At 59.9% G+C, this 25,253-nt stretch carries 26 protein-coding genes and 1 riboswitch; of the genes, 9 read left to right on the forward strand and 17 right to left on the reverse strand.

Going from position 1 to position 25,253, the window contains the following annotated elements; genetic code table 11:
* Window positions 1-21 precede the first annotated feature (21 nt).
* Both KX928_RS21260 and ihfB read right to left on the reverse strand, forming a co-directional pair.
* Window positions 22-372 carry a lipopolysaccharide assembly protein LapA domain-containing protein gene (locus tag KX928_RS21260; RefSeq protein ID WP_219506736.1) on the reverse strand — a complete coding sequence of 117 codons (351 nt, stop codon included), beginning with the start codon at window positions 370-372 and terminating at the stop codon, window positions 22-24.
* Entirely contained in the window at window positions 372-656 is a 285-nt protein-coding gene (gene ihfB, locus KX928_RS21265) for an integration host factor subunit beta (protein WP_219506738.1), read from the reverse strand. The genes KX928_RS21260 and ihfB overlap by 1 nt, the downstream gene beginning before the upstream one ends.
* A 512-nt stretch (window positions 657-1,168) precedes the next feature.
* Between ihfB and KX928_RS21270 the strand changes: the two genes are divergently transcribed.
* Both KX928_RS21270 and KX928_RS21275 read left to right on the forward strand, forming a co-directional pair.
* Window positions 1,169-1,468 carry a hypothetical protein gene (locus KX928_RS21270; RefSeq protein WP_219506740.1) on the forward strand — a complete coding sequence of 100 codons (300 nt, stop codon included), beginning with the start codon at window positions 1,169-1,171 and terminating at the stop codon, window positions 1,466-1,468.
* On the forward strand, window positions 1,465-3,321 hold the full coding sequence (locus KX928_RS21275; protein ID WP_219506742.1) for a methyl-accepting chemotaxis protein: 1,857 nt from the start codon (window positions 1,465-1,467) through the stop codon (window positions 3,319-3,321). Before KX928_RS21270 ends, KX928_RS21275 begins: the two co-directional genes overlap by 4 nt.
* Window positions 3,322-4,536: 1,215 nt before the next feature.
* On the opposite strand, the gene rpsA is transcribed toward KX928_RS21275, so the two are convergent.
* Together rpsA and KX928_RS21285 are read right to left on the reverse strand one after the other, a co-directional pair.
* Complete coding sequence (gene rpsA, locus KX928_RS21280) at window positions 4,537-6,216, reverse strand: 30S ribosomal protein S1 (RefSeq protein WP_219506744.1); 1,680 nt, start codon at window positions 6,214-6,216, stop codon at window positions 4,537-4,539.
* A gap of 270 nt (window positions 6,217-6,486) precedes the next feature.
* Window positions 6,487-7,212 (reverse strand): cupin domain-containing protein, encoded by a 726-nt coding sequence (locus tag KX928_RS21285; RefSeq protein ID WP_219506746.1) that lies wholly within the window; start codon window positions 7,210-7,212, stop codon window positions 6,487-6,489.
* Window positions 7,213-7,354: 142 nt separating this feature from the next.
* Between KX928_RS21285 and KX928_RS21290 the strand changes: the two genes are divergently transcribed.
* A complete protein-coding gene (locus KX928_RS21290; RefSeq protein ID WP_219506748.1) occupies window positions 7,355-7,765 on the forward strand; it encodes a winged helix-turn-helix transcriptional regulator in 411 nt (136 codons plus the stop codon).
* A 25-nt stretch (window positions 7,766-7,790) separates the two neighbouring features.
* Here KX928_RS21290 and KX928_RS21295 read toward each other — a convergent pair whose 3' ends face one another.
* The 4 genes from KX928_RS21295 to trmB all read right to left on the reverse strand — a co-directional run bounded on the left by KX928_RS21295 (window position 7,791) and on the right by trmB (window position 11,388).
* Window positions 7,791-8,336, reverse strand: coding sequence for a polysaccharide deacetylase family protein (locus KX928_RS21295; RefSeq protein ID WP_219506750.1), 546 nt, complete (start codon window positions 8,334-8,336; stop codon window positions 7,791-7,793).
* 178 nt (window positions 8,337-8,514) lie between these two features.
* Window positions 8,515-9,138 carry a (d)CMP kinase gene (locus tag KX928_RS21300; protein ID WP_219506751.1) on the reverse strand — a complete coding sequence of 208 codons (624 nt, stop codon included), beginning with the start codon at window positions 9,136-9,138 and terminating at the stop codon, window positions 8,515-8,517.
* 112 nt (window positions 9,139-9,250) lie between these two features.
* Window positions 9,251-10,603: a 3-phosphoshikimate 1-carboxyvinyltransferase gene (gene aroA / locus KX928_RS21305; protein WP_219506752.1), complete on the reverse strand. Its 1,353-nt coding sequence runs from the start codon at window positions 10,601-10,603 to the stop codon at window positions 9,251-9,253.
* An 83-nt stretch (window positions 10,604-10,686) separates the two neighbouring features.
* Window positions 10,687-11,388, reverse strand: coding sequence for a tRNA (guanosine(46)-N7)-methyltransferase TrmB (gene trmB / locus KX928_RS21310; protein WP_219506753.1), 702 nt, complete (start codon window positions 11,386-11,388; stop codon window positions 10,687-10,689).
* Between the two features lie 133 nt (window positions 11,389-11,521).
* On the opposite strand from trmB, the gene KX928_RS21315 reads away from it, so the two are divergent.
* Complete coding sequence (locus KX928_RS21315) at window positions 11,522-12,430, forward strand: response regulator (protein ID WP_219506754.1); 909 nt, start codon at window positions 11,522-11,524, stop codon at window positions 12,428-12,430.
* A gap of 77 nt (window positions 12,431-12,507) precedes the next feature.
* On the opposite strand, the gene metK is transcribed toward KX928_RS21315, so the two are convergent.
* The 8 genes from metK to miaB all read right to left on the reverse strand — a co-directional run bounded on the left by metK (window position 12,508) and on the right by miaB (window position 20,390).
* Window positions 12,508-13,692, reverse strand: coding sequence for a methionine adenosyltransferase (gene metK / locus KX928_RS21320; RefSeq protein WP_219506755.1), 1,185 nt, complete (start codon window positions 13,690-13,692; stop codon window positions 12,508-12,510).
* 4 nt (window positions 13,693-13,696) lie between these two features.
* Window positions 13,697-13,748, reverse strand: a riboswitch (SAM-SAH riboswitch).
* Between the two features lie 37 nt (window positions 13,749-13,785).
* The gene (gene lnt / locus KX928_RS21325) at window positions 13,786-15,333 is read right to left on the reverse strand and encodes an apolipoprotein N-acyltransferase (protein WP_219506756.1); all 1,548 of its coding nucleotides are present in this window, start codon (window positions 15,331-15,333) and stop codon (window positions 13,786-13,788) included.
* Window positions 15,333-16,229: a hemolysin family protein gene (locus KX928_RS21330; RefSeq protein ID WP_219506758.1), complete on the reverse strand. Its 897-nt coding sequence runs from the start codon at window positions 16,227-16,229 to the stop codon at window positions 15,333-15,335. The genes lnt and KX928_RS21330 overlap by 1 nt, the downstream gene beginning before the upstream one ends.
* 37 nt (window positions 16,230-16,266) lie before the next feature.
* Window positions 16,267-16,764 (reverse strand): rRNA maturation RNase YbeY, encoded by a 498-nt coding sequence (gene ybeY / locus KX928_RS21335; RefSeq protein WP_219506761.1) that lies wholly within the window; start codon window positions 16,762-16,764, stop codon window positions 16,267-16,269.
* Window positions 16,765-16,802: 38 nt separating this feature from the next.
* Window positions 16,803-17,819 (reverse strand): PhoH family protein, encoded by a 1,017-nt coding sequence (locus tag KX928_RS21340; protein ID WP_219506763.1) that lies wholly within the window; start codon window positions 17,817-17,819, stop codon window positions 16,803-16,805.
* A 159-nt stretch (window positions 17,820-17,978) separates the two neighbouring features.
* Window positions 17,979-18,266: a hypothetical protein gene (locus KX928_RS21345; protein ID WP_257884024.1), complete on the reverse strand. Its 288-nt coding sequence runs from the start codon at window positions 18,264-18,266 to the stop codon at window positions 17,979-17,981.
* A gap of 34 nt (window positions 18,267-18,300) precedes the next feature.
* On the reverse strand, window positions 18,301-18,876 hold the full coding sequence (locus KX928_RS21350; RefSeq protein WP_257884014.1) for an OmpA family protein: 576 nt from the start codon (window positions 18,874-18,876) through the stop codon (window positions 18,301-18,303).
* Between the two features lie 188 nt (window positions 18,877-19,064).
* Window positions 19,065-20,390 carry a tRNA (N6-isopentenyl adenosine(37)-C2)-methylthiotransferase MiaB gene (miaB, locus tag KX928_RS21355; RefSeq protein ID WP_219506769.1) on the reverse strand — a complete coding sequence of 442 codons (1,326 nt, stop codon included), beginning with the start codon at window positions 20,388-20,390 and terminating at the stop codon, window positions 19,065-19,067.
* A gap of 112 nt (window positions 20,391-20,502) precedes the next feature.
* Here miaB and KX928_RS21360 point away from each other — a divergent pair, with 112 nt between their 5' ends.
* Complete coding sequence (locus tag KX928_RS21360) at window positions 20,503-21,372, forward strand: hypothetical protein (protein WP_219506777.1); 870 nt, start codon at window positions 20,503-20,505, stop codon at window positions 21,370-21,372.
* A 269-nt stretch (window positions 21,373-21,641) separates the two neighbouring features.
* Here the strand turns inward: KX928_RS21360 and irrA are convergent, their stop codons facing one another.
* On the reverse strand, window positions 21,642-22,061 hold the full coding sequence (irrA, locus tag KX928_RS21365; RefSeq protein ID WP_219506779.1) for an iron response transcriptional regulator IrrA: 420 nt from the start codon (window positions 22,059-22,061) through the stop codon (window positions 21,642-21,644).
* A gap of 207 nt (window positions 22,062-22,268) precedes the next feature.
* Between irrA and fabA the strand changes: the two genes are divergently transcribed.
* The 4 genes from fabA to KX928_RS21385 all read left to right on the forward strand — a co-directional run bounded on the left by fabA (window position 22,269) and on the right by KX928_RS21385 (window position 25,253).
* The gene (fabA, locus tag KX928_RS21370) at window positions 22,269-22,778 is read left to right on the forward strand and encodes a bifunctional 3-hydroxydecanoyl-ACP dehydratase/trans-2-decenoyl-ACP isomerase (protein WP_219506781.1); all 510 of its coding nucleotides are present in this window, start codon (window positions 22,269-22,271) and stop codon (window positions 22,776-22,778) included.
* 37 nt (window positions 22,779-22,815) lie between these two features.
* Window positions 22,816-24,045, forward strand: coding sequence for a beta-ketoacyl-ACP synthase I (gene fabB, locus KX928_RS21375; RefSeq protein WP_219506783.1), 1,230 nt, complete (start codon window positions 22,816-22,818; stop codon window positions 24,043-24,045).
* A gap of 8 nt (window positions 24,046-24,053) precedes the next feature.
* On the forward strand, window positions 24,054-24,845 hold the full coding sequence (locus KX928_RS21380; protein ID WP_219506785.1) for an enoyl-ACP reductase FabI: 792 nt from the start codon (window positions 24,054-24,056) through the stop codon (window positions 24,843-24,845).
* A gap of 75 nt (window positions 24,846-24,920) precedes the next feature.
* On the forward strand, window positions 24,921-25,253 hold the full coding sequence (locus KX928_RS21385) for a hypothetical protein (protein WP_219506787.1): 333 nt from the start codon (window positions 24,921-24,923) through the stop codon (window positions 25,251-25,253).

The raw sequence follows: 25,253 nt of genomic DNA on the forward strand, positions 1-25,253 counted from the left end.
CACAGGATCAAGAGAGGGCGTTCAGCTGGCTTCGTCCAGCAGCGCGAGAACCTCATCCTTGCCTTCGTGCTTTTCGCCCTTCAGCTTGGCGACTTCACGTTCAAGCCGACGCATCTCGCGCGCCTGCCGCGCGGCCTCGGCGCGCTGGTTATGCTCGCGGACCCATTCCCAGACAAACCCGACCAGCAGGCCGGCAATGATACTCCCGAAGATGACGAGGAACAGGGGCAGCTCGATGCCGGGGTTGACCTGAAACCAGCCCGCCACTTCCGACGGGATCAGTTGCAAGGACACCATTTGCCGATTGGCCACAGCCACGGATATCAATGCCACTGCGAAGGTGGCGATACAGGCGTAGCGGATATAGCGCATCAGGATTTTCCGTTCAGACGATCACGCAGGAGCTTGCCGGTCTTGAAAAACGGCACGTGCTTTTCCTCCACATGAACCGTCTCGCCGGTCCGCGGGTTACGCCCGACGCGCGCGTCTCGTTTCTTGACAGAAAATGCGCCGAAACCCCGCAGTTCCACCCGATCGCCACGCGCCATCGCACCTGTCACTTCCTCAAAGATCGTGTTGACGATACGTTCAACGTCTCTTTGGTACAGATGTGGATTTTCGTCGGCGATCTTTTGGATCAGCTCTGACCGGATCATTGAGACACCCCCTGTTGGTTGTCGGGCAATTTTGGCATGCCCATTGCGTAAACTATAGAAAGAATCCCAGCTTACGAAAAGTCGGCGCTTGCCCGCCAATCGGTTTTTTTGCCGCCGAACACCCTGTATTTTCGTGATTTTTCCTAAGATGTGAAATTTGCCGCCGCCAGCGCCGGGGAAGTTGCAAATGCCGCACCGCAGCGTTCCATCGTGATTCGGCCTCGCGATAACGTTCCGTGCCGCGGCGCGGGTGCGCTGTGACGCGGGGCAGAGGCGCTCCGCCACAGAGGTTGTTAAGGCAGGCACGCGGGCGGTTGGAAATGTGATCCGGCAGGCTGCATTTTCCGCTTTGGCATCAGGGACTTGGCGCCCTTGCTTGCAGCGGGCGATTTTCGGACGCGCCGGTGGCCGTAAATTCGCGCGCGGTTGCTGGCCGGTCTCTCCCGGACAGCGGGACTAACCAGTCATTAGGAAAATCGCTTTACACAGCGTCGGAACATTCAAGGAACCCTATGTCTGTGTTCGCCCATGTCTCGTCACTGATCGTGGCCGCCGTCGCCGGGCCTGTGCTGGCCCTGCTGTCTTCCCCGCCAACACCGGGAGACGTGGCGCTGGTCATTGCGCCACCCTGGGCGGAGCGGGAGCAGATCGTGACCCGTGCCGGCGGGCGCGTCGTCGGACCGGCAACCGCGATCTTCGGAACCCTCGCCATCTCAGCCGACCCTGACTTCAAATCCGCGCTGCTATCCGAAGGCGCATGGGTGATCGTCGATGGAAGATCAGTCGCCTACCTTTGTGGAGTAACCTCATGAAACACACCGCCGAAACGGAGACCACAGGTCTGGATGCGGTTCGAAACCGGTCCGCGATGCATCTGGCAATCGGATGCTGCGCCATGGTGCCCCTGTCGGTGCTTGCTGCGTGGCTTGCAGGCAATTCCCTGATTGTCGCGGGCGGTTCGGCCAGCCTGTTTGCGATACTTTGCGTGGTCGGCGCAAAACTCAGATCGCTTCAAGGCCGCGTTCTCGTGGCTCTCGGCCTCGTGGGTCAGGCCATTTGCATCACCGCGGCGCTATCCGGCCATGCCTGGCAACTCGACAGCCACATGCTGTTTTTCGCCATCCTCGCGGCATGCATGGTGCTTTCGGAGCCTGTCGTCATCATTTCCGCAGCCGCGATGATCGCCGTCCACCACCTCAGCCTGTCCATCGCCATGCCTGCGTTGGTCTACCCGTCGTCCAGCCTCTTTGACAATCTGCAACGAACGGCAATTCATGGGGTCATCGTGGTGGTCGAGGCCGCGATTCTGTGGTCTGCGATCCGGAACCGTAACATCGCACATGAAAAAAGTGTTGCCGACACCCTGAAAATCTCCGCCGCCGCGCAGGAAGCGAAACTGGCTGTGGAGCGTATCGAAGCGGAACAGAGTAAAACAGAAACGGCGCTGCTCGCCGCCAAGGAGGCGCAGCAGCAAGCGCTGGAGGCAACCCGGTCGGCCGAAGCCGAAACGGAAAAGGCGATTGAAGCGGACAAGAAGGCGAGAGAGTTGGAAGAGCAGGAAAGACGCAACCGCTCCGCCACCGAAGCGGAACAGAACAAGGTTGTATCGGCGCTGCGCGAGGCGCTGGCGAAACTTTCCCAAGGCGATTTGTCTGAAAAAATCGACGACCCGTTTCCCCAGAACTACGAAGAGCTGCGGAGCGCCTTCAACACGGCAGTGTCGGAGTTGCAGGACGCGATGTCACTGGTGGGTGACAATGCGGATACCATTGGAATGGATGTTTCCTCGATTGAGCAGGCGGCGGATAATCTTGCCAAACGGACCGAAGCGCAAGCCGCCACTGTCGAGGAGACGTCGGCCGCGATATCGCAGATCGCCGGCAACTCCAAAAGCGCGGCCGAGAGTGCGCGGGAGGCGACGCAGGCTGTCGATGCGGCCCAGGCCAAAACGAATGAGTCCGAAACGATCGTGACCAAGGCGGTATCGGCCATGTCCGAAATAGAGAACTCGTCGGGGCAAATCGCCAAGATAGTCCAGTTGATTGAAGATATCGCATTCCAGACCAACCTGCTGGCACTGAATGCAGGGGTCGAGGCCGCTCGGGCCGGCGATGCCGGCCGTGGATTTTCTGTCGTCGCATCCGAAGTGCGCGAACTGGCCCGCCGGTCGTCGGAGGCCGCCAAGGAAATCGGCGAGTTGATTGACGCAAGCGGCAAGCAGGTTTCCTGCGGCGTTGGGCTTGTGCGCGAGACAGGGGCGGCGCTGCAAAGCATCTCCGTGGCGGTCGAAGACATCTCGACGCATGTCTCGGTTATCGCAAGCTCTGCCGAAGAACAGTCCGTCAGCATTTCGGAGACCAATGACGCTATTCGGCAGCTCGATACCGTCACGCAACAGAACGCTGCGATGTTTGAAGAAACAAACGCGGTCACTCAATCGCTTGCGCAGCAGGCCAAGCAGCTGAAATCGGCCATTGCAAGGTTCAAGATGAACGCCCGGTCCGCTGATACACCCATCGCCTTTGAAAACCGGAAGCCTGCGCCGCACTCCCCTTCCCGAAACCTGTCCGACAGGCCCTCTGCCTACAGTGTCGACGGGAATGCCGCGCTGGACATCTCAACCGACGCACCGGCGGATCCAGCTGAGGGTTGGGAAGAGTTCTGATAGGTGTTCCGGATACGAGGCGACGCGAATACGAGGCGACGCGAAACGGGCGCCCGGATGGAAGCGCTCGATACTGAACGTAAAGCATCAGCAAGGCTGGTATCGGGTAGTTCTCTTGGCCGCTCACCCAAAGCTCCGACGTGAATGGGTCGGCGCGGCCTGTTGAATCCATTCAGGGCTCCGGGCGTCCCGGGCCCAAAATTTTGATGGGTTGAGGGCGCAGGTTGGCTGGATGTGAAGCTTGTTTCGGCAGGGGTAACCTCACTTCACATCGTGAGAGCCAGATCATCACCGCATCAGTCCTGTCGCAGTCCGGTCGCAGTTTACACAAACGCCAACCTGACAACGTTGCGAAAGTCGGGCGTGATTGCAGAGTCGAAACATGTACGCATGATGAAAGATAACAAGCCAAGCTGACCATCGTGCTTCCGCAGTGCGATCAACTATCTGGCGGTACGGGTGTATCGCTTCATGGCGCCCTTTCAGGTACCGCATGCCGAGACATTCCGCTATCCGGACGGACTGGCGCGAACAGATTTAGATGAGGCTTCTATGCCCCTGCAATAGCGCTGGGACTCTGCGGGCTCTTACGAGCGGTCGCCAGATTTCGGACATTAAGGCTGATATCCCACGCCTAGACCTTGGCATATCGTCGGATCGATGCAGTATTCAACGCCCGGCAGATCAACAGAAGCACTGACTTCACAATTGATGCGCCGCAAGGCACCAGCGTTTGTGATCGGCGGTATGCCAGGGCACCACGTACCGCCGGATTTAGGAGAGTTGCACCGGCCAGTTGCAGGACCCGCCGGGGCTGAAAAAGCAGCCTCGCGATACCGAAGCCCCGCGCAACCACCCGTCTGGAAAACCTTTTGTCAGGGGCCCGGCTCGCACCACACCCTATGCGCCCCAGGCGCGGTATCTTGAAGGGACGGGGCGGCAGAGTTCCGGGCGGCAAACATCAGTCGCCGCAAATTCGGGTCACGGCGGGCCGGAACCGTAAAAGCAAGGCTGCAGCGCACCGACACACCGACAGAGACATCAAGACAGTGATCTGCAAACCGTCTGAAAAGGCGGGCGGCGGGTTCCACAAGGGCCGTGTCCAGCTCCGCTGAAACGGGTTGAAAGAAACCGTGCTCGGCGCGATCCACCAAAAGAAAAAGCCCCCCAGATTGCTCTGCGGGGCTTTTCCGAATTGTGTCAGGTCAACGAGTTTTATTCGTCGCCCTTGAGTGCGGCACCAAGAATGTCGCCCAGCGATGCGCCGGAGTCCGAGGAGCCATACTGCTCAACGGCTTCCTTCTCTTCAGCAATCTCGCGCGCCTTGATCGAGACGCCAAGACGACGGCTCTTGTTGTCTACGTTCGTGATGCGCACATCCACCTTGTCACCGACCGAGAAACGCTCGGGGCGTTGCTCTGCACGGTCACGGGAGAGATCGGAGCGGCGGATGAAGGACTTCATGCCTTCGTATTCCACCTCGATGCCGCCGTCTTCGATGGCTGTGACGGTCACGGTCACGATAGAGCCGCGTTTCACGCCGCCGACCGCTTCTGCGAACTTGTCCCCACCGACGGCCTTGATCGAGAGGCTGATGCGCTCTTTCTCAACATCCACCTCGGAAACAACGGCCTGAACCATGTCGCCCTTGCGGTAGTTCTGGATCGCATCCTCGCCCCGCTCGTCCCAGCTGAGATCGGAGAGGTGCACCATGCCGTCGATGTCGCCGTCGAGGCCAACGAACAGACCGAATTCGGTGATGTTCTTGACTTCGCCTTCGACTTCCGTGCCCTCGGGGTGTGTTTCCGCGAACACTTCCCATGGGTTGCGCATCGTCTGCTTGAGGCCCAGAGATACGCGGCGCTTGGCACCATCGATTTCCAGAACCATGACTTCGACTTCTTGCGACGTCGACACGATTTTACCGGGGTGGACGTTCTTTTTGGTCCAGGACATCTCGGAGACGTGCACGAGCCCTTCGACACCGGCTTCGAGCTCAACAAAGGCACCGTAATCGGTGATGTTTGTCACGCGGCCCGTGTGGACAGATTCCAACGGGTATTTCGCGGCCACCAGATCCCACGGATCTTCCTGCAGCTGTTTCATGCCAAGGCTGATGCGGTGTGTTTCCTTGTTGATCTTGATGACTTGCACCTTGATCGTTTCACCGATTGTCAGGATCTCGGAAGGATGGTTCACGCGGCGCCACGCCATGTCGGTCACGTGCAGCAGGCCGTCTACACCGCCAAGATCAACGAAGGCACCGTATTCGGTGATGTTCTTGACCACGCCGTCCACGGTCTGACCCTCTGTGAGGTTACCGATGACTTCGGCACGCTGTTCGGCGCGGGATTCTTCGAGGATCGCACGGCGCGAAACCACGATATTGCCGCGGCGACGGTCCATTTTCAGAATCTGGAACGGCTGCTTGAGACCCATCAACGGTCCGGCATCACGCACCGGGCGCACGTCAACCTGAGAGCCGGGCAGGAAGGCCACGGCACCGCCGAGGTCAACCGTAAAGCCGCCTTTGACACGCCCGAAGATGGCGCCTTCGACGCGCTCTTCATCGGCGTAAGCTTTTTCCAGACGATCCCATGCTTCTTCGCGGCGCGCCATTTCGCGGGAAATGACCGCTTCGCCACGAGAGCTTTCAACCTGGCGGAGGAAGACTTCAACCTCGTCGCCGACTTCGATCTTGGGAGCTTCCCCCGGATCTGCGAATTCCTTGAGTTCAACGCGGCCTTCCATTTTGTAGCCGACGTCGATGATGGCCTGGCCCGCTTCGATTGCGATGACCTTGCCTTTGACGACAGACCCTTCTTCGGGTGTGTCCATTTCGAAGCTTTCTTCCAAAAGGGCTTCGAAGTCTTCCATAGTTGCGTTTTGCGCCATGTAGCGTGTTTTCCTTTGTACGATGTTTCCGGCCGCGCGGTTGTCTCCGCCGGTCTTTGAGATTGATCTGCCGATATGCAGGATGCTTTGCACCGAACAAATGAAGGGTCGGCTTGCACCGACCCTGCTCATTTGCTCTGCCGCAAAGGCTGTTCCCGCCTTGTCAACGCTCGCGCGTATAGAGCTGTTTTGATCCGGGATCAACCCATTCAAGCGTTTGCCGCGCGGGATTGATCGCGCGAAAGCACACCGCTTGCCGCGACAATAGGCTTACCGCGCGGAAAAGATGATCAGTTTGGAGCGGGTCGTCGCGGAGGGGTTTGCAAGCACAACTTCCTTGGTGACGTCGCCCAAAGCGATGCTGTCACCGGCCGAATAGGCCGCCGGCATCGCTCCGTCGGTTCTGACCTCCACGACTCCTTCCGCAACATAGGCCACGAGCAACGCGCCTGCGTCCGGAATGACAAGGTCATCGGCGGCAATGGTGATCTCGGCAACGTGCACGGACGAAACGGTTTTCACGAACCCTGCCGCCGTCTCGAACGCCCGTCTGTCGATGTGTTCCGCTGGAGATTGTTCAAAGTCGATAAAGGGTTCGCCCGCCTGCTGAAAGTTGAAGTCGACGAAAATGGCTTCATGGGTGGCGGAGGCGTTGTCGAAACGCAGGATACGATGGTCAGTTGGTTCGTAAAACGCCTCTCCCTCGGACAGGATCACCGGTTGGCCGCCTTCCACCTGATAAAGGATATGGCCTTTCGCGACATACCCGACGGCCGGGGCGTGGTGACGGTGGACAGGCGCCACCTGCCCGGGCGCAAAATGGAAGTCTCCGCCCTCGATCTTGACAACCTCGCGGGGGTCGAATTGTGCGGTCAAAAGCGTGACGGTTTCGGTGCGGATGTTTTGCATTGCGTCCAGGCTCGTCGCCGTTCCGATGGCGGCGGTGCCAACGGCAAGCGAGAGCATGACGATTTTGGCTATGTCGGCGGATCTCATGTCGTGTCCTTTCAAGACGAGGTTTCGAAAACGGGTCGCATTGCCCTTCAAATCCAGGGGCGTAATTTGCTTGCATTTTGCAAGTTATTTTCAGATAGCTTTCCGAATTGCAATTTGCAAGTTAATTTTTTAAGATCGGACTATGGATACTGAGCCCAAAAAACGCGTGTCCGGCTGCCCGGTTGCTTATGGATTGGACAGCTTCGGCGATCGGTGGAGCCTGCTGATCATCCGGGACCTCATGGTCCACGGCAAGAAGACGTACAGCGAATTTCTCGGTTCGGACGAAGGCATTGCAACAAATATTCTGATCAACCGGCTGAAAACTCTGGAAGCTGACGGGATCCTGTCCAAATCACGGGATCCGGACAACCGCCGCAGCTTTACCTATGCGTTGACGCCCAAGGGGAAAGACCTCGCGCCCATCGTTATCGAAATCATCCGGTGGAGCGGAAAACATGATGACCGGCCGAGCGCATTGAAACCTGCCGTGCGCGCGGTGGAAGAGGATCCCGACGGGTTTGAAAAGAGGCTGCGCGGGGCCTGCGACTGATCATGGGCCGCCGGGGTGCTCCGCTCTACAGCTCCTGCCCTTTGCGCAGTTCGTCCAGCAATTCCTGATAGATGCCATTGCTGTCGCCACCACCAAAGACCTCCGCGCCGCCTGAGTAGGTCTGGCCATAGGTACGCGCGACATTGACGGTTTGTGCCAGCGCCGACAGGAACTGATCCTGTTCCAGGGGTGACAGCGGGTGGATGAAAACACCCCAGAGCCGCCCCTGCGCCACGGCGTAGCGGGCATCAAGGGCGGTGTCGAAATTGGCTTGCATCAGGCGCATCAGTTCCGCGGCCTCCAATCCTTCGGCAGACCGGATGGGCACCATCGCCCGCATCCGGTTGGCGCGCGGATCGGCAACGACAATCACCGGGATATCCTGCACCGTGAATTCGATGGCCGCCCCGCGCAGTTGCGCCTCCGCGTCGATGGTCAGGATGATGTTTGCCAGGCGCTGGAGGGTCATCGGCGGTTCCGGCGGTGGTGCGGCCTCGGGCGTTTCGTCCTGCTGAGCGATCGCCACGCTGCCAATGATCACCATTGCGATGGCCAATAAAATCCGTGCCATAGGTTTGCCTCTCGGGTCTGTGTCCCGTCAGGCTAGCCGCGTCGGCCTTCAAAGGCCAACCACCCTTTGGTGAACACCCTGCAACATCTGTGGGTCGGTGTGGCGGACGCCTCCCCGGCTGGCATCGTTCGGGTGCGGTCGCTGAGTTGATGGCATTCCCGGCGCGTGGCGCGGCGGCCTATTGCGCGCGCCGGTGTTCAATCGCGCGGATGGCCGTAGCGATTGCGGCCTCGATGCTCATGTCGGATGTATCGATTTCCACCGCATCCGCTGCCGGTTTCAACGGCGCTGCTGCGCGTTGACGGTCGCGGGCGTCCCGCTCCATGACATCGGCAAGCACCTGTTCCCGGCTGATGGCTGCACCGGACGCCGCCAGTTCGGCGAAACGACGGTCCGCGCGCACTTCGGCGCTTGCGGTGACGAACAGTTTGGCATCCGCGTTAGGGCATATCACCGTGCCAATGTCGCGCCCGTCCAGAACAGCGCCGCCTGATCTGCGCGCGAAACTGCGCTGGAAATCCAGCAAGGCCGCGCGCACCTCCGGGATTACCGCGACTTTGCTGGCGGCCTGCGCCACTTCGGGACCGCGCAGATCGTTTGCCTGCAGGTCGTCGCTTGTCAGCGTGCGCGCTGCCTCTGCCGGGTCCATGCCCAGCAGCGATTTGGCGCCGACGGCGCGGTACAACAGGCCGGTGTCGAGATGCGCAAAGCCGAAATGGGCCGCAACCGCCTTGGAGATTGTGCCCTTTCCTGCAGCCGCAGGACCGTCAATGGCAATTGTGAACGGGTCTTTTGATGTCATGCCGCGCATCTCACTTCCTGCATCCGCCCGTCCATTATCCGGAATTGACCCGGTCGGAACAAGAAGATCGTGGCCAATGGCCATGCCGCCTGCTCCACGCTTGCAGATCCCTTTAGGCTTCAGACCGCTCCAGTGCCGCGCCAAGCCCGGTCATGAGCGGCTCGAAAATCGGGAAGGATGTTGCGATGGGCCCGCCGTCATCGATGCTGACCGCTGATTGCGCCGCCATTCCAAGTACGAGGAAGGACATCGCAATCCGGTGATCGAGGTGGCTGGCGCAGGTCGCGCCCCCCGGCACCTTGCCGTGACCCCGCCCCGTGACTGTCCACCAGTCCGGACCCTCGTCGACGGTAATGCCATTTGCGCGCAAACCAACCGCCATGGCGTCGATGCGGTCGCTTTCCTTGACGCGCAATTCCTTGACACCGCGCATCACCGTTTGACCCTCGGCGAATGCGGCGACAACGGACAGGACCGGGTATTCGTCGATCATGCTCGCGGCGCGCGCCGAGGGGACCTCTATCCCCTTCAGGTTCGGTGAAAAGCGCGCCCGGAGATCGGCAACCGGTTCGCCCCCCTCCGTACGCTCGTTTTCATATGTCAGATCAGCGCCCATGTCGCGCAGCGTGGTGAAAAGCCCCGCGCGCGTCGGATTGAGGCCGATCCCCGGCACCAGAACGTCCGACCCCGGAACAATCAAGGCAGCACAGACGGGAAAGGCTGCCGAAGACGGATCCCGCGGCACATCGATTTTCTGGGGTTTGAGCTCGGGTTGACCGGTCAATGTGATCACCCGGCCGGCATCCGTTTCCTCTACGGTCAGGCTTGCGCCAAAGCCCGCCAGCATGCGTTCGGTGTGATCCCTTGTGGCCTCCGCCTCGATCACGACCGTCTGTCCCGGAGCATTAAGACCCGCAAGCAAGACCGCCGATTTCACCTGCGCGGAAGGCATCGGCACCTTGTATTCCACGGGCACGGGGTTCTTGGCACCGACAAGCGTCATCGGCAAACGCCCCCCGTCGCGCCCGTAAGACCTCGTCCCGAAGAGCGCGAGCGGATCGGTCACGCGGGCCATCGGTCTGCCGTTGAGAGAGGCATCCCCCGAAAACGTCGCGGTGATCGGCGAGGTCGCCATGGCCCCCATGATAAGCCGTACACCGGTGCCGGAGTTGCCGCAGTCAATCACCTGTTCTGGTTCGGCAAATCCACCGACGCCCACGCCATGCACGCTCCAGTTGCCCCCGCCATGATCCGTGACCTCGGCCCCGAATGCCCGCATCGCCGCGGCCGTATCCAGAACATCCTGACCTTCCAGCAGACCGGAAATCTCTGTCTTTCCAACACTCAAGGCGCCCAGGATCAGAGAGCGGTGCGAAATGGATTTGTCACCGGGCACGGCAGCCTGTCCAGATAAGGGGCCGCAGGGGCGGGAGGTCATGGGGATCGGAGCGCCGTGGCTGGACATAGAATATCTCGAAGTAGCTGTGATGATGGCAGAGGCTTAGCCGCTGCTTGGGTCAGGGTCCAGTCCCTAACCCGTTATCGCTATCAAGTCCTGCGAAACGTCAGATAATGCGGCGTACGCCCCTCGCGCAATGCCTTTTGTTCATAGCGCGTGGATATCCAGTCATCCCATGGCGCGCGCCAGTCCTGAGGCCCTTCGGCAAGCCATTCGAAACCATGGCGCGGCACTTCTTCCAGGGTTTGGCGCACGTAATCCTCGATATCGGTCGCCACCCGGAAAAGGGCGCCTTTTTTCATCACCCTTGCTAGCGGTGCCAGATGTTCCGGGGTGACAAAGCGACGGCGATGATGGCGGGTTTTGGGCCAGGGGTCGGGATAGAGCAGAAATGCGCGCGCGATTGAGTGGTCGGGCAAAACATCAAACAGGTCGCGCACGTCGCCGGGATGCACGGCGATGTTATCCGCGCCCGCCCGTCTGATTTTCCCCAGGAGCATGGCGACGCCGTTGATATAGGGCTCTGCCCCGATCAGGCCCACCTGCGGGTTTTGTCGCGCCTGATGCACCATGTGCTCGCCACCGCCAAAGCCGATTTCCAGCCAGACGGGCTTGCCGTCAAACACCGCTCCAAGGTCCAGTGGTCTGCGCTCGGGGTTCTCCTCCCAGGTCACCGGACCGGGCGAGAGGGCGGACAGATCCTCCTGCAGGTATCCCTTTTGCGATTGCTTGAGGGATTTGCCTTTCAGGCGGCCATAAAAGTTGCGACGCGGGCGGGAGTGTTCAGACATGGGCGGCCCTTAGCCCGGTCGCAGCGCCCATGCAATGGCTGCAAGGCAATTGTCGCCACGGCTTTACCGGGAATTAAGACGAAAGAACTAGAGGTGTGCAGTGCCGCAGAGGCCCAAAAGGGGAGGCTTAAGCTTGAGCCAGATTGGAAAAATTCACGCAAAGATCCGTCCGGACGCGACGGTGCTTCCAGATTTTGCCAGTATTCTGGTGGTTGATGACCAGCGATTTGACCGTGCGCGTCTCATTCGCCTGATCGGTGGGCTGGAATTCGACACTCATGTGGCCGAAGCCGATAGCCTCGAAACCATGGGGTCGATGCTGCAAAAAGACAAATTCGACCTGATCTTGCTGGATTACAATCTGCCCGATGGCACGGGTCTGCAAGGGCTGGAAGCCGTACGGCTTGATCCCAAGAACCGTCAGGCCGCAACGATCATGATCACCGGCGACGATCAGAACGAAATTGCGATCGAGGCGCTGAAACGCGGCTGCAGCGATTACATCACCAAGGATGACCTGTCGCCTGCCGCCTTCCGCCGGGCCTCCATCAACGCGCTGCAAAAATCGCATCTGTCCATCGGCATCGAAAACCAGGACTCCAAGCGCCAGAAAATGGAGGCCGTGCTCGAGCGCTTCTCCACCGAATGCGCCAGTGAAATCAAACCGGTCGTCAGCCGCATGATGCGTCAGATGCGCGATCTGCGTGAAGCGCCCTCGCTGAGCAAAGAGCAGGCGACTGAGCGAATCTGCAGGATCGAGAAATCCTGCATGCGCCTGTGGGAGTTTCTCGACGACCTGGAAAGATATAAAGGTACGGATCTGTCGCATCAGGCGTTTTCGGAACAATCCGCCGCCGCCGCCTTGGGCGTGGGTGAAAGCCACGTGTCCCAACAGGTGCCCCCTGTCGCCCCACCGCCGTCAGATGCACCGGTAGCAAAACCCAGACGCCTCACACTGTCCAAGAACAGCAGCGGCAAAGCGCTTGCCGCAAAACGCAAATCCGCACGGCCGAGCGTTTTCGGAAAACCGCGACAGGAGTGAACGGCACGTGTCACGAAGCCGCCTTGCCGTGGCGCCCCCGTGGTGCACCGAGTGTCTTTGGACGTGGCGGACGCCGGCTACTTGATGGCTGCCTTCAGCGCATCGACCAGATCGGTTTTTTCCCAGCTGAAACCACCGTCCCCATCCGGTTCGCGCCCGAAGTGCCCGTAGGCGGCGGTGCGCGCGTAGATCGGCCGGTTGAGTTGCAGGTGCTCACGAATACCCCGTGGCGTCAGATCCATGATCTGTCCAACGGCCTGCTCAATCTCGCCGTCGTTCACGTCACCCGTGCCGAAAGTGTCACAATAGATCGACAGAGGCTTGCTGACACCGATGGCATAGCTCAGCTGGATGGTGCATTTATCGGCCATGCCCGACGCCACGACGTTCTTCGCAAGATACCGCGCCGCATAGGCCGCGGAACGGTCAACCTTGGTCGGATCCTTGCCCGAAAAAGCACCGCCGCCATGAGGCGCCGCCCCACCGTAAGTATCGACGATGATCTTGCGCCCGGTCAGCCCCGCGTCTCCATCCGGCCCACCGATCACGAATGTGCCTGTCGGGTTCACCCACCATTCAGTTGCCTCGGTAATCCAGCCTTCGGGCAATACCTCCCGAATGTAGGGCTCCACGATGGCGCGAATATCCTCGGATGACTGGCTTTCATCCGAATGCTGCGTGGACAGAACGATCGAGCTCACGCCCACCGGCCTGCCCTCCTCGTAGCGCACCGAAAGCTGGCTTTTCGCATCCGGGCGCAGGGTCGGCTCCGTCCCGTCCTTGCGCACTTCGGCCAGACGTCGCAACACCGCGTGCGCATAGTGGATGGGCGCGGGCATCAGCTCCGGCGTTTCCGTTGTTGCGAAACCGAACATGATGCCCTGATCTCCGGCACCTTCATCCTTGTTACCGCTGGCATCGACGCCCTGCGCGATATGGGCGGATTGTTCATGCAGCAGGTTGGTTATTTCACAGGTTGCATGGTGAAACTTGTCCTGCTCGTACCCGATATCCTTGATACAGGCGCGGGCGATATCCTCGATGCGTCCCATATAGTCTTTGAGGGCGTCGCGATCCGACAGCCCGACTTCACCGCCGATCACCACACGGTTGGTCGTTGCAAAGGTTTCCGCCGCGACGCGTGCTTCCGGCTCGGCGGCCAGAAACGCATCCAGAACGGCATCCGAAATTCGATCGCACACCTTGTCGGGATGTCCTTCGGAAACCGATTCAGACGTGAAGACGAAATTTTTACGGGACATGGGTCGCTCCAATAGAAAAAAATGCGCGCCACGTCAGGAAGCCGTTGTAGCGCGTCCGGTCGTCCTTACGTGCCCTGTCGGGTATCGTCAATCTCAATTTAAACGGGAGCTTGACCGTCCGCTGTGCAGTTTCGCCCCGAGCAGTCCCACGATCAGGAAAATCACCAGGGGGGTGTCGCCGATGCGGCTGTAAAGCGTTGCGGGCAAGGGCGCTGGCAAGGGCGCATCGGCATATCCGGCAACCCCCATCGGTAAGCTGGCAATCACCCGGCCGCGCGGATCGATCATCGCTGAGATGCCGGTATTTGCCGCGCGCATCAAGGGCAGGCCTTGCTCGATCGCGCGCATGCGCGCCTGCGCCAGATGCTGTTGCGGGCCGACACTGTGTCCAAACCAGGCATCGTTGGTGACCTGCACCAGAAAATCCGGGCGTTGGTCACTGCCATTCACGTCATGGGCAAAAACCGCCTCATAACAGATCAGGGGTAAGCCGAGCCCAAGTGCCCCAAAATCCAGCACTCTTGGACCCGCACCGCTGGCAAAGCCGATGCCCGACGTGTCCGCCAAGCCACTCAGCCCGAGCCTCTCCGCAAGGTGCCCGAAGGGAATGTATTCACCAAATGGCACAAGGTGGTGCTTGTCATAGACCTGCCTGGCCTGTCCGGCGCCGTCCAAAACGGCGAGACTGTTGTAAACCGCCCTGTCGGAACGGCGCAGCAACCCCAGTGCAACGGGCCGGCCGGCCGCTGCTTGTGAAATCTGCTCAAGGGCAGGGCCCGCTGTTTCCAGCGTCCAGGGTATTGCGGTTTCGGACCAGACGATCAGATCAGGTTCCGGCTGACCCACGGGCGGTGGTGCCGCGGTAAAAGCCAACTGAGCATCGAAAAACCTCTGTGTGTTCTCAGGCCGCCACTTCAGGTGCTGCGCGGCATTTGGCTGCACCAGCCGAACCCAATGTGCGGTGACAGGTGATACCGGCGCCGACGGTGGCAGGTAGAACAGGGCGATGGCGCTGCACAGCAACGCCCCCTGCCCCAACCGCATGATGATGCGCCCCCGGTAGACCGCCGGAAACGACAGTGCCCAGGCCGAGGACATCAGCCAGAGGTTGACCCCATGTGGCCCGACCCAGGCAAGGCTTTGCCCCGCTGCGCCATTGACCAGGGCCTGTGCCGGGCTGGCCCATGGAAATCCGGTAAACAGATAGGCGCGCAGCACCTCCGCAGCGGTCCATGTCAGAACCAGGGGCCATGTGCGTCTGGACAGCAGGCGCGCCAACCCGAACGCCCCCCCCCAGAAGAGGGCCAGTCCGATGCTCATGAAAACAAGGGCGAAGGGTGCCATCCACGCATGACGGTCCGGGTCCACCTGAAAGGGCTGCACTATCCAGATCAGCGCGATACTGAAATAGCCAACCCCAAAAGCCCAGCCGATCATGGCGGCATCACCCGGTCGTTTTTGTCGTCGCATCAGCAGGAAGGCGAGCGATATGACCAGCAACATCACCAGCGGCTGGTCATAAGGCGCCTGCCCCAGCGGGGCGAGCGCACCCAGAAACGCGGCAATGGCGACACGTCCCAGGCGCGGAAGTCCTGAATACCACGCCCAAGGCTTATCTGACCGGGGCGCCGCCTTACCCATTACGAAGCGGGTGCGGAGGTGCGCACACGCAGGCGCTTGATACGCCGGGGATCGGCATCAATGACCTCGAATTCAGGCCCATCGGGATGCACGACGACTTCGCCGCGTGCCGGCACACGACCCGAGAGCATGACAACGAGCCCTCCGAGCGTGTCGATCTCCTCCTCATCCACTTCGTCATGGTCGGTCAGCGATTGCCCGATCTCCGCCTCGAAGTCATCCAGCGGGGTTTTGGCAAGCGCCAGATAACACCCCGGTTTTTCTTCGGTCCAGTAAAGGCCTTCATCGACGTCGTGTTCATCCTCGATCTCGCCGATGACCTGCTCGATCAGGTCTTCGATGGTCACCAATCCATCCACCCCGCCATATTCGTCGATCACCAGGGCCATATGGCGGCGCTCAGCCTGCATCTTGGTCAGCAATACGCCGATTGTCATCGACGGCGGCACGAAGAGAAGCGGCCGCAGCATGGCGCGCATGTCAAACTCGTGAGCATCCCCGTTGAAACCATGGATCAGCGCGAGGTCTTTCAGGTGCAAAAGGCCAATGGGCGTGTCCAGCGTGCCATCATAGACAGGCAGCCGGGTGAGGCCGCTTTCCTTGAAGATCGACACTACTTCTTCGAGCGAGGAGGTTGCTGGAATAGCGGTAATATCCGCCTTCGGGATGGAAACATCTTCCACCCGCATACGGCGCAGGTTGATCATGCCGTGGGTTTGCGGGCGTTCCGGCGTCACGGGAGATGCCGGCAAGTCGGCATCGCCCTCGGCGGGACTAAGCGCCTCGATCACGCGGCTGAAAAAGCCGCCTTGCCTTGAAGGCTCCGGTTCGGGGGGGGTGTCAGTGTCGACATGCGCGCGCTGCGCTGCGTCAGACTGTCCGTCGTTGTCGCCCATTGGGTCCTGTTCTAGAATGGCTCGGCTCAGCGGCCGATCAGTTCCTATATGGGTCATCCAACCCCATTTTGCCAAGTATTTCGGTTTCCATTGCCTGCATGAGCGTGGCATCAGGGTCACGGATGTGATCATAGCCTAAAAGATGTAACAGCCCGTGAACGATCAGATGCGTGGCGTGATCGTCGAGCGGCTTACCCAGTTCGGCAGCCTCGCGCGCGCATGTTTCAAAGGCGATCGCGATGTCCCCCAGTTCAAGTGATCCATCGAAGTTGGGGGTGGGTGCGGCGGGCATTTCCCCGGCCGTATCTGCAGCCAGATCAACCGCGGGCCAGCTCAACACATTGGTCGCACCCTCCTTGCCGCGGAATTCCGCGTTCAGTTCGGCGATACGTGCGTCATCGCAGGCCAGCAGGGACAGCTCTGCCCGCTCGACCGGCAGCGCCAGATGTTCGAGTGTCGTGGCAATCGCACGCATCGCCAGAGCGTCGAGCGCGATTTCCTGCCATTCCGGAATGTCGATCAGGACGTCCAACATGGCTCAACCGGTAATCCGGGCGCGACTGTTCACCACCGTCACGCTGACGGCGTTTCGGCTTCATAGGCTTCGATGATCGCCGCCACCAGCGGATGACGCACCACATCCTTGGAGGTGAAGTAATTGAAGCTGATCTTCGGGATCGACTTGAGCAAACGTTCCGCGTCGGCCAACCCCGATGTCGTTCCGCGCGGCAAATCAATTTGCGTTCTGTCGCCGGTGATCACCATGCGCGATCCTTCGCCCAATCGCGTCAGGAACATCTTCATCTGCATGGACGTCGCGTTTTGCGCTTCATCCAGAACGACAAAGGCGTTTGACAGGGTACGCCCCCGCATGAAGGCCAAAGGTGCAATCTCGATCTGTTTTTCTTCGATGAGCCGGGCCAGTTGCTTGCCGGGCAGGAAATCGCCCAGCGCATCGTAAAGTGGCTGCATGTAGGGATCGACCTTGTCCTTCATATCGCCGGGCAGAAAACCAAGGCGTTCACCGGCCTCCACCGCCGGGCGTGACAGAATGATCTTGTCGACCTGCCCTGCCAGAAACATCGACACACCGACGGCGACGGCCAGATATGTCTTGCCTGTGCCTGCAGGCCCGATGCCAAAGGCCAGTTCGTTGTCGAACAGGGACTGAACGTATGCTTTTTGCGCGTCGGTGCGGGGCTCGACCCGTTTCTTGCGGGTCTGGATTTCAACGCGGCTGCCGATGGGCATTTCCATCTGGTCGCCATCCTGCACGCCGGTGGCTTCCTCAAAGGGTCCCATGCGCAGTTCCCGATCGACGTCGCCCGCCTCGACGGCACGGCCGCTTTCGAGCCGCGCGTAAAGTGCATGCAGCACGCGCATCGCGTCTGTTTGCGCATCAGCGTCCCCCTGGACCGCCAGTTGATTGCCACGCCGCACGATCTGAACCCCCAGCGCCTTTTCGATCTGCGCGAGGTTGGCGTCGTAGGCACCGCACAAATCAATCAGCAATCTGTTGTCAGGAAATTCAACTGTGCCTCCGGGGACGGCGGTCAGTGTATCTGTCGGGCTTTGGTCGCTGGGGGCCAATCGCTGCTCCTCAAGCATGGGGTTGGATGTGACGGTGCCAATTACACGCGGGCAACGCAAGCGCAACTATGCCAAATTCACAAGTTTGAAACATAACAGGCAGGAAAAGGGGCGTGTTGCCTTTGGCCACACTCCCCTCTCGCGCAAGATTCAGAGACTTCAGAAAATATCGCCAATTATCGTTGTGGCGCCACCTTTGAAATCACCCGTTGTCTGGGTTGGCGCGGCAACGCCGGAGCACACGGGTTTGCCTGTGTCCCGATCCAGACGTGCGGACAGGTAGCCTTCGAGACCATCGTCAATGATCCAATGGTCACACCCGTTGGGATCGACCCAGATACCGGCCTGCAGATCCAGGAGATCCTTGGAATCGATGCCCCTGTCAGAGGCCTTGTTCGCACCAAGTTCGGCGCATCCGGCAACGGCGAATGCACTCAGGGCAAGCATTAAGACGGTGTTACGTGTCATCGGCGCGCCCTCCTCAGCGAATGCAGGTGATTTCAACGCGGCGGTTCTGTGCCCGGCCGGCTGCGGTATCATTGGTCGCTGCGGGCTGGCGCTCGCCGTAGCCGCGGATGTCGGACACAACCGCGCCCTGCGCTTTCGCAATGCCAGCCACCGTGTTCGCCCGGTCCAGCGACAACCGCATATTGAAGGCATCAGATGCCCGGCTGTCGGTGTGTCCGGTGATCACGAATGCGCTGGCCTGAGCACTTGTAAAGAACTCTTCGAGGCTGGCGCGCCCCTGTGCACTGACCCGTGCACTGCCGCTGGCAAAGAACTGATCGGACTTCATGATGGCGCATACATCGCGCTCGCGACACACCGGAATGCCGTCCGGTGTGACATGCGGGGTCATGAACCCCTCCGCACCGTCGTCCAGCACCCAGTGTTCGCACCCGTCAGGGTCTACCCAGATGCTTGGAATATACTGACCTTTGTCGAGGCCGCTTTGTGATGGAGTTTGCGCGACGCTGATGCTGCCATGCGCGGCGATCACGCCGCTGATACACAAACTGGCGAGACCGCGTCTCACGTTGGAAAAGTCAAAACCCAAAGCATGTTCCTCGCTTTCATACTCGAACCACTCCCGGCACATCTGTCCAACGTGCGGAAAACCAAAATATCAGCGAGTTATCTAAAATCCAAAGAATTTTCGTGCAAGCTGCGCACCTTATTGTCTCCACGCGGGCATCACTGAAGGCCGTGCCGGCAGATTTCCGCCATATTGTGCAAAGTTAACCCTTATTTTCGCCGCAATGCCGCGAGGGAGTTTCGCTTCGCCTCCGTGATTCTCACCGGCACGATGTCACCGACGCGGGCGTCGGAATTGTCGATATGCACCGCATGCAGGTATTCTGATTTCCCGACCATCTGCCCCGGATTGCGACCGCTCTTTTCCACGAGGACATGCAAATTCCGTCCCACCATGTCGCGTTGAATTTCCTGCTGCTGGCGGGTGATCAGCGCTTGTATCCGCTGCAGGCGGTCATCCGCCACGTCCGGGTCCACCTGGGCGCGCTCCGCGGCGGGTGTGCCGGGGCGGGTCGAGTATTTGAACGAATAGGCATACCCGTATTTCACCGCTTCGATCAGGTCGAGCGTCGCCTGAAAGTCTTCTTCTGTCTCTTCCGGGAAACCGACGATGAAATCACCCGACATCAGGATATCCGGACGCGCGGCACGAATACGGTCGATCACCTGCAGATAGCTTTCTGCCGTATGGCTGCGGTTCATCCGTTTGAGGATGCGGTCAGACCCGGACTGAACCGGCAAATGCAGATAGGGCATGAGCTTGTCGCATGCGCCATGCGCTTCGATCAGATCATCTGTCATGTCGTTGGGGTGCGATGTGGTGAAGCGAATGCGCGCCAGCCCGTCAATGTCGTTCAGTGCCCAAATGAGCTCTGCAAGGCTCTTGTCTGACCCATCGGCGCCCATGCCATGGTAAGCATTCACGTTTTGGCCCAAGAGCGTGATTTCGCGCACACCCCGATCCACGAGGTCACGAGCCTCCTCAAGAATACGGGCGACCGGTCGGCTGGATTCTGCCCCACGTGTATAAGGAACAACACAGAAAGCGCAGAATTTGTCGCAGCCTTCCTGAACGGTCAGAAAGGCGGAGGGTGCCCGCGCCGCCTTGGGGCGGCTTTCGAGGGCGGCAAATTTGTCTTCCTCGGGGAAGTCGGTATTCAGAGATTTCTCGCCGGACCGGACGCGCGCCTCCATATCCGGCAGCCGATGATAGGATTGCGGCCCCACCACAAGATCCACCGCCGGCTGGCGGCGCATGATCTCTTCGCCTTCGGCTTGGGCCACGCATCCCGCCACGCCGATCTTCAGATCCGGCTTCTCGGCCTTGAGCGCCTTCAGTCGGCCAAGTTCGGAATACACTTTCTCGGCGGCCTTTTCGCGGATGTGGCAGGTGTTAAGCAGGATCATATCCGCATCTGCGGCGTTTTCCGTCGCTACGTAGCCCTGCTCGCCAAGGGATTCCGCCATTCGTTCGCTGTCATAAACGTTCATCTGACAGCCGTAGGTCTTGATGAATAGCTTCTTGGGCGCAGTCATGGGGCGGATCCGGATCAAAAGGGGTTGGCGCGGTGCCTATCAGCCCCTGCAATGGCTTGCAATGCACGTCGATTTAACTGATTCTGCGTCATGTCCCCCCGTGGAGCCATCGATGCAGTATAAAAACCTCAAAGACTTCCAGAAACGCGGGGCCGATGCCCTGAAACAAGGGCCAATCGCGCTTGTTTTCGTCGAGGATGATGTTGAGGTTGCAACAACGCTGCGGCACCATCAGCAAACAGGTTTCGCCTGCGTCATCGCCCTGATGCCCGCTGTATTCGATCTGCCCGGCGATCTGGTCGGCCAAGTCCACCGCATCGATTATGACGCCACGGCGGAGGGCGCGGTCGAACAGGCCGTCAGCCAGCTGGCCGCGATGGCCCCCAACACGTGGATGTTCTACTGCTACAACGCCGAGTACCTGTTTTTCCCGTTTTGCGAAACACGCAGCATCGGCGAAATGCTGGCGTTCCATACCGAAGAACGGCGCGATGCGATGCTGACCTATGTGGTGGACCTTTATTCCGACGATCTGGGGCAACACCCGGACGCGGTATCGCTGGACCGCGCGCATCTGGACCGCTCCGGATACTATGCGCTGGCCCGCAAGGACGCGACACGCAATTACGACCCCAAGGAGCGACAGCTTGATTTCTTTGGCGGGTTGCGGTGGCGTTTCGAAGAACACATCCCCTACGCCCGGCGCAAGATTGACCGCATAGCGCTTTTCCGGGCGAAACCGGGCCTGGTCTTGCGCGACGACCACACGTTTTCAGACGAGGAATACAACACCTATGCCTGTCCCTGGCATCACAACATCACGGCGGCGATTTGTTCTTTCCGCACCGCCAAGGCGCTCAAAAGCAACCCCGGGAGCACCCATGATATCCATACGTTCAAGTGGCACAATTCCGCGCCCTTCGAATGGCATTCCCGGCAACTGTTGGACCTGGGGCTGATGGAACCGGGACAGTGGTTCTGAGCGCCACGCTGACGCCGAAACACTGACGGTCCCTGTCACCTCAGACTTAACAATCCGGCACCCGGCTGTCGAATGCCGCGCAGCGCCTATGCCTGCACCTTATGCGCAATGAAGGTGCGTCATGCCCGCAACTCTTGCGGATCATACGCGGCTGAGGGGAGGCGTTCGCAGCAGAAGCCCGCCAATACATGTGGGCGTGTCTCGTCATTTACTGAGGGGATCAGGCGTCACGCACGACACTTGTCAGCCGGCATCGCCCCGGCCTTGATTCAGGATTTCCGCCGCAGGCGAATGACCACATCGACGGAGGCAATCTCCGCCCCGTCCGGCGCATCTGGCAATTGCGCGATGACCAGATCTTCCGAGGGCGCATCGGTAAGCTTCGCGTCCTCTTCCCAGTAAAAATGCGGATGATCATGGGTGTTCGTGTCAAAGTAGCTTTTTGAGCCGTCCACCGTGACCTCCTGTACAAGGCCAACATCGCAAAAGGCGCGCAGGGTGTTGTAGACGGTCGCCAAGGACACGGCTTCACCCTGGCTTTTGGCAGCTTCAAAAAGGCTTTCAGCGGTCACGTGACGATGCTGCCCGTCGCCGATCAGCAGCGCGGCCAGTGTCACCCTCTGACGCGTGGGTCGCAGCCCCGCCTTCGCGAGCCATGAAGTCCCTACGTTATGTTGCGCACTTGTCATCGCACCCTCTTGTGACCTTACCGTAGGTATATAAGGGGTATCATGCGGTGTTTTCAATTGGATTCCAGTGATTTCGCGGCATGACCATCCGCAGTTTTGCCCCTGATGACAGAATACCGGACACGGCGTGACGCTCTTGCAGAGCTTGCGAAGCGGGTGCTAGAGGGGTTTAACCAACAAGACTTGCCGAGCAGGAGACGCGCCAGTATGGCCCAATACCCCACAAGCTTTGACAAAGATGACCTGCTGAAATGCGCCCGCGGGGAGTTGTTCGGGCCCGGCAACGCCCAGTTGCCCGAACCGCCGATGCTGATGATGGACCGGATTACCGACATCTCGGGGGACGGTGGCGAACATGGCAAAGGCCATGTGGTCGCTGAATTCGATGTCCAGCCTGACTTGTGGTTCTTCGAATGCCACTTTCCCGGCAACCCGATCATGCCCGGCTGTCTGGGCCTCGACGGGCTGTGGCAGTTGACGGGTTTTAACCTCGGCTGGCGCGGCTGGCAGGGGCGCGGTTATGCGCTTGGGGTCGGCGAGGTCAAGTTGACAGGCATGGTGCGTCCGGATCGCAAAATGTTGACCTATTACGTTGATTTTACAAAAGCCATCCAGACCCGGCGCTTGACAATGGGTGTTGCCAATGGCCGTGTGGAGGCAGATGGAGAAACCATCTATCAGGTCACAGATATGAAGGTTGCGCTGTCAGAAAACTGACACCACATAACGGTCTGGAAGAATGAAGGAGAGCGCCATGCGCCGCGTCGTCGTGACAGGATTGGGCATCGTCTCATCCATCGGAAACAACGCCGAAGAGGTGCTGGCCTCGCTCAAGGCCGGCAAGAGTGGCATCGTCGCCAGCCCCGAGATGGTCGAACACGGGTTCCGCAGTCAGGTTGCCGGCACGCTCAAGATCGACGTGTCTGAACATATCGACAAACGGACGCTGCGGTTCATGGGACCCGGCGCCGCCTACGCCTATATCGCCATGGGTCAGGCAATTGTGGATTCAGGCTTGGGAGACGATGTGGTGTCGCATCCGCGCACGGGTCTGGTGGCAGGCTCCGGTGGCCCGTCCACAAGCGCCATGCTGACCGCCCACACCGTGGTCAGGGAAACGGGGGCCACCAAACGGATCGGCCCCTTTGCCGTGCCCAAGTGCATGTCATCGACCGTCAGCGCGAACCTCAGCACAGCCTATAAGATCAAGGGCATCAACTATTCGATCACCTCCGCCTGTTCGACCTCGCTGCATTGCATAGGCAACGCCGCAGAACAGATCATGCTGGGCAAGCAGGACGTGATGTTCGCGGGCGGCGGCGAGGAGCTGGACTGGACGCTTTCCTGCCTTTTCGACGCGATGGGTGCCATGAGCAGCAAGTTCAACGACGCGCCCGAGACCGCGAGCCGTGCTTTCGATGCCAACCGCGATGGGTTTGTCATCTCCGGCGGGGGCGGGATCTTGGTGCTGGAAGATCTTGATCACGCGCTGGCCCGCGGCGCAAAAATCTACGCGGAGATCACCGGCTATGCTGCCACATCGGATGGTCACGACATGGTGGCCCCGTCCGGCGAAGGCGGCGGGCGCGCGATGCAGATCGCCCTTCAGACACTGCCGGAAGGGCGAAAAGTAAGCTATATCAATGCGCATGGCACCTCGACCCCGGCGGGTGACCAGCCCGAGATCGAGGCGGTGCGCCGTGCTTTCGAAGGCCTGCAACAACCGCCGGTCAGCTCCACCAAGTCGATGACCGGGCACAGTCAGGGGGCCGCGGGCGCGCAGGAGGCGATCTACTGCCTGCTGATGCTCAAAGAGGACTTCATTGCGCCCTCCATCAACGTCGATGCGCTCGACCCGGCCTTCAAACCTGCAGAGATCGCGACGGAGCTGGTCGAAAATGCCGGGCTTGATTCCGTTATGACCAATTCCTTCGGGTTTGGTGGCACCAACGGCTCAATGATCATGTCGAACTATCGCGGGTGAGGTAATTTATGTCGGGTCTGCTGAACGGAAAACGAGGCCTCGTCATGGGCGTGGCCAACGAACGCTCCATCGCGTGGGGCATCGCCAGGGCAATGTCCGAAGCCGGTGCCGAGTTGGCCTTCACCTATCAGGGCGAAGCGTTCGGATCCCGCCTCGCGCCTCTGGCAGCCTCGGTCGGGTCCGATTTCATGGTTGATGTGGATGTCACCGACGATGCCTCGCTCGACACTGCATTCGAGCAGCTGAGCGCCCGGTGGCCAACCATTGATTTCGTGGTGCACGCCATTGCCTTCTCTGACAAGAACGAGCTGACAGGCAGATTTCTCGACACCAGCCGCGCCAATTTCAAGCAAACCATGGACATCAGCGCATATTCATTCATCGAGGTGGCACGGCGTGCGCACCCGCTGATGGTCGAACAAGGCGGCACGCTGATGACACTGACCTACCAGGGCAGTAACAGCGTAGTGCCGAATTACAATGTCATGGGGATCGCCAAGGCCGCACTGGAAAGCGCGACGCGCTATCTTGCCAACGATCTGGGGCCTGACGGGATCCGGGTCAATGCCATTTCCCCCGGCCCGATGAAAACCCTTGCCGGCGCGGCCATCGGCGGTGCGCGCAAAACCTATAAGTTCACCGATCAGAACGCGCCCCTGCGTTCGAATGCGACGCTGGAAGCTGTCGGTGGTACGGCGGTCTACCTCGCCTCTGACGCCGGGGCCTGCACGACGGGAGAGATCATTCGGGTTGACGGCGGATACCATGTGCTTGGGATGCCGCAGGGCGAAAACCTGTAACCCACCAGCGAAGTGATCGCCGCGCTGCCCAAGTGACGCCCAACTGAGGCCATATTCAATCTGCAGTATGAGGGCATGTATCATAATGCTGATTCCCGAACCCTGCGACAGGCCCGGTGCATCCGGCGCGCCGGTCGCGCGCGTCTTTACGCGTGGTTGCTGATGCCGGTCACGGCAGCGACATTCTCGGCGGCCATGTGGTCAGACCCGGTTTTGAAACCGAAACTGCTGAGCGGCCTGGAAGACGCAAAACCGATTATCGAGGCATTGATGAACGGTGAATTCCCAACTGAGGAAGCGCGATTGCTTCAGGACGCCGCTGCCGAGAAGGCCGCGGAACTCAATGCAAAGATCGCGGGCCTCCCGGTGTCGCGGACACCGATCAACCGGCCTGAAGACGACGGCTAA

This window comes from Roseobacter insulae, assembly GCF_019375555.1.
GTDB classification, from domain to species: Bacteria; Pseudomonadota; Alphaproteobacteria; order Rhodobacterales; family Rhodobacteraceae; genus Roseobacter; species Roseobacter insulae.

Excerpts from the sequence above, each read along its gene's own strand:
- KX928_RS21260 (WP_219506736.1), bottom strand. The coding sequence starts at position 372 with ATGCGCTATATCCGCTACGCCTGTATCGCCACCTTCGCAGTGGCATTG.
- ihfB (WP_219506738.1), bottom strand. The coding sequence starts at position 656 with ATGATCCGGTCAGAGCTGATCCAAAAGATCGCCGACGAAAATCCACAT.
- KX928_RS21270 (WP_219506740.1), top strand. The coding sequence starts at position 1,169 with ATGTCTGTGTTCGCCCATGTCTCGTCACTGATCGTGGCCGCCGTCGCC.
- KX928_RS21275 (WP_219506742.1), top strand. The coding sequence starts at position 1,465 with ATGAAACACACCGCCGAAACGGAGACCACAGGTCTGGATGCGGTTCGA.
- rpsA (WP_219506744.1), bottom strand. The coding sequence starts at position 6,216 with ATGGCGCAAAACGCAACTATGGAAGACTTCGAAGCCCTTTTGGAAGAA.
- KX928_RS21285 (WP_219506746.1), bottom strand. The coding sequence starts at position 7,212 with ATGAGATCCGCCGACATAGCCAAAATCGTCATGCTCTCGCTTGCCGTT.
- KX928_RS21290 (WP_219506748.1), top strand. The coding sequence starts at position 7,355 with ATGGATACTGAGCCCAAAAAACGCGTGTCCGGCTGCCCGGTTGCTTAT.
- KX928_RS21295 (WP_219506750.1), bottom strand. The coding sequence starts at position 8,336 with ATGGCACGGATTTTATTGGCCATCGCAATGGTGATCATTGGCAGCGTG.
- KX928_RS21300 (WP_219506751.1), bottom strand. The coding sequence starts at position 9,138 with ATGACATCAAAAGACCCGTTCACAATTGCCATTGACGGTCCTGCGGCT.
- aroA (WP_219506752.1), bottom strand. The coding sequence starts at position 10,603 with ATGTCCAGCCACGGCGCTCCGATCCCCATGACCTCCCGCCCCTGCGGC.
- trmB (WP_219506753.1), bottom strand. The coding sequence starts at position 11,388 with ATGTCTGAACACTCCCGCCCGCGTCGCAACTTTTATGGCCGCCTGAAA.
- metK (WP_219506755.1), bottom strand. The coding sequence starts at position 13,692 with ATGTCCCGTAAAAATTTCGTCTTCACGTCTGAATCGGTTTCCGAAGGA.
- lnt (WP_219506756.1), bottom strand. The coding sequence starts at position 15,333 with ATGGGTAAGGCGGCGCCCCGGTCAGATAAGCCTTGGGCGTGGTATTCA.
- KX928_RS21330 (WP_219506758.1), bottom strand. The coding sequence starts at position 16,229 with ATGGGCGACAACGACGGACAGTCTGACGCAGCGCAGCGCGCGCATGTC.
- ybeY (WP_219506761.1), bottom strand. The coding sequence starts at position 16,764 with ATGTTGGACGTCCTGATCGACATTCCGGAATGGCAGGAAATCGCGCTC.
- KX928_RS21345 (WP_257884024.1), bottom strand. The coding sequence starts at position 18,266 with ATGCTTGCCCTGAGTGCATTCGCCGTTGCCGGATGCGCCGAACTTGGT.
- miaB (WP_219506769.1), bottom strand. The coding sequence starts at position 20,390 with ATGACTGCGCCCAAGAAGCTATTCATCAAGACCTACGGCTGTCAGATG.
- KX928_RS21360 (WP_219506777.1), top strand. The coding sequence starts at position 20,503 with ATGCAGTATAAAAACCTCAAAGACTTCCAGAAACGCGGGGCCGATGCC.
- irrA (WP_219506779.1), bottom strand. The coding sequence starts at position 22,061 with ATGACAAGTGCGCAACATAACGTAGGGACTTCATGGCTCGCGAAGGCG.
- fabA (WP_219506781.1), top strand. The coding sequence starts at position 22,269 with ATGGCCCAATACCCCACAAGCTTTGACAAAGATGACCTGCTGAAATGC.
- fabB (WP_219506783.1), top strand. The coding sequence starts at position 22,816 with ATGCGCCGCGTCGTCGTGACAGGATTGGGCATCGTCTCATCCATCGGA.
- KX928_RS21380 (WP_219506785.1), top strand. The coding sequence starts at position 24,054 with ATGTCGGGTCTGCTGAACGGAAAACGAGGCCTCGTCATGGGCGTGGCC.
- KX928_RS21385 (WP_219506787.1), top strand. The coding sequence starts at position 24,921 with ATGTATCATAATGCTGATTCCCGAACCCTGCGACAGGCCCGGTGCATC.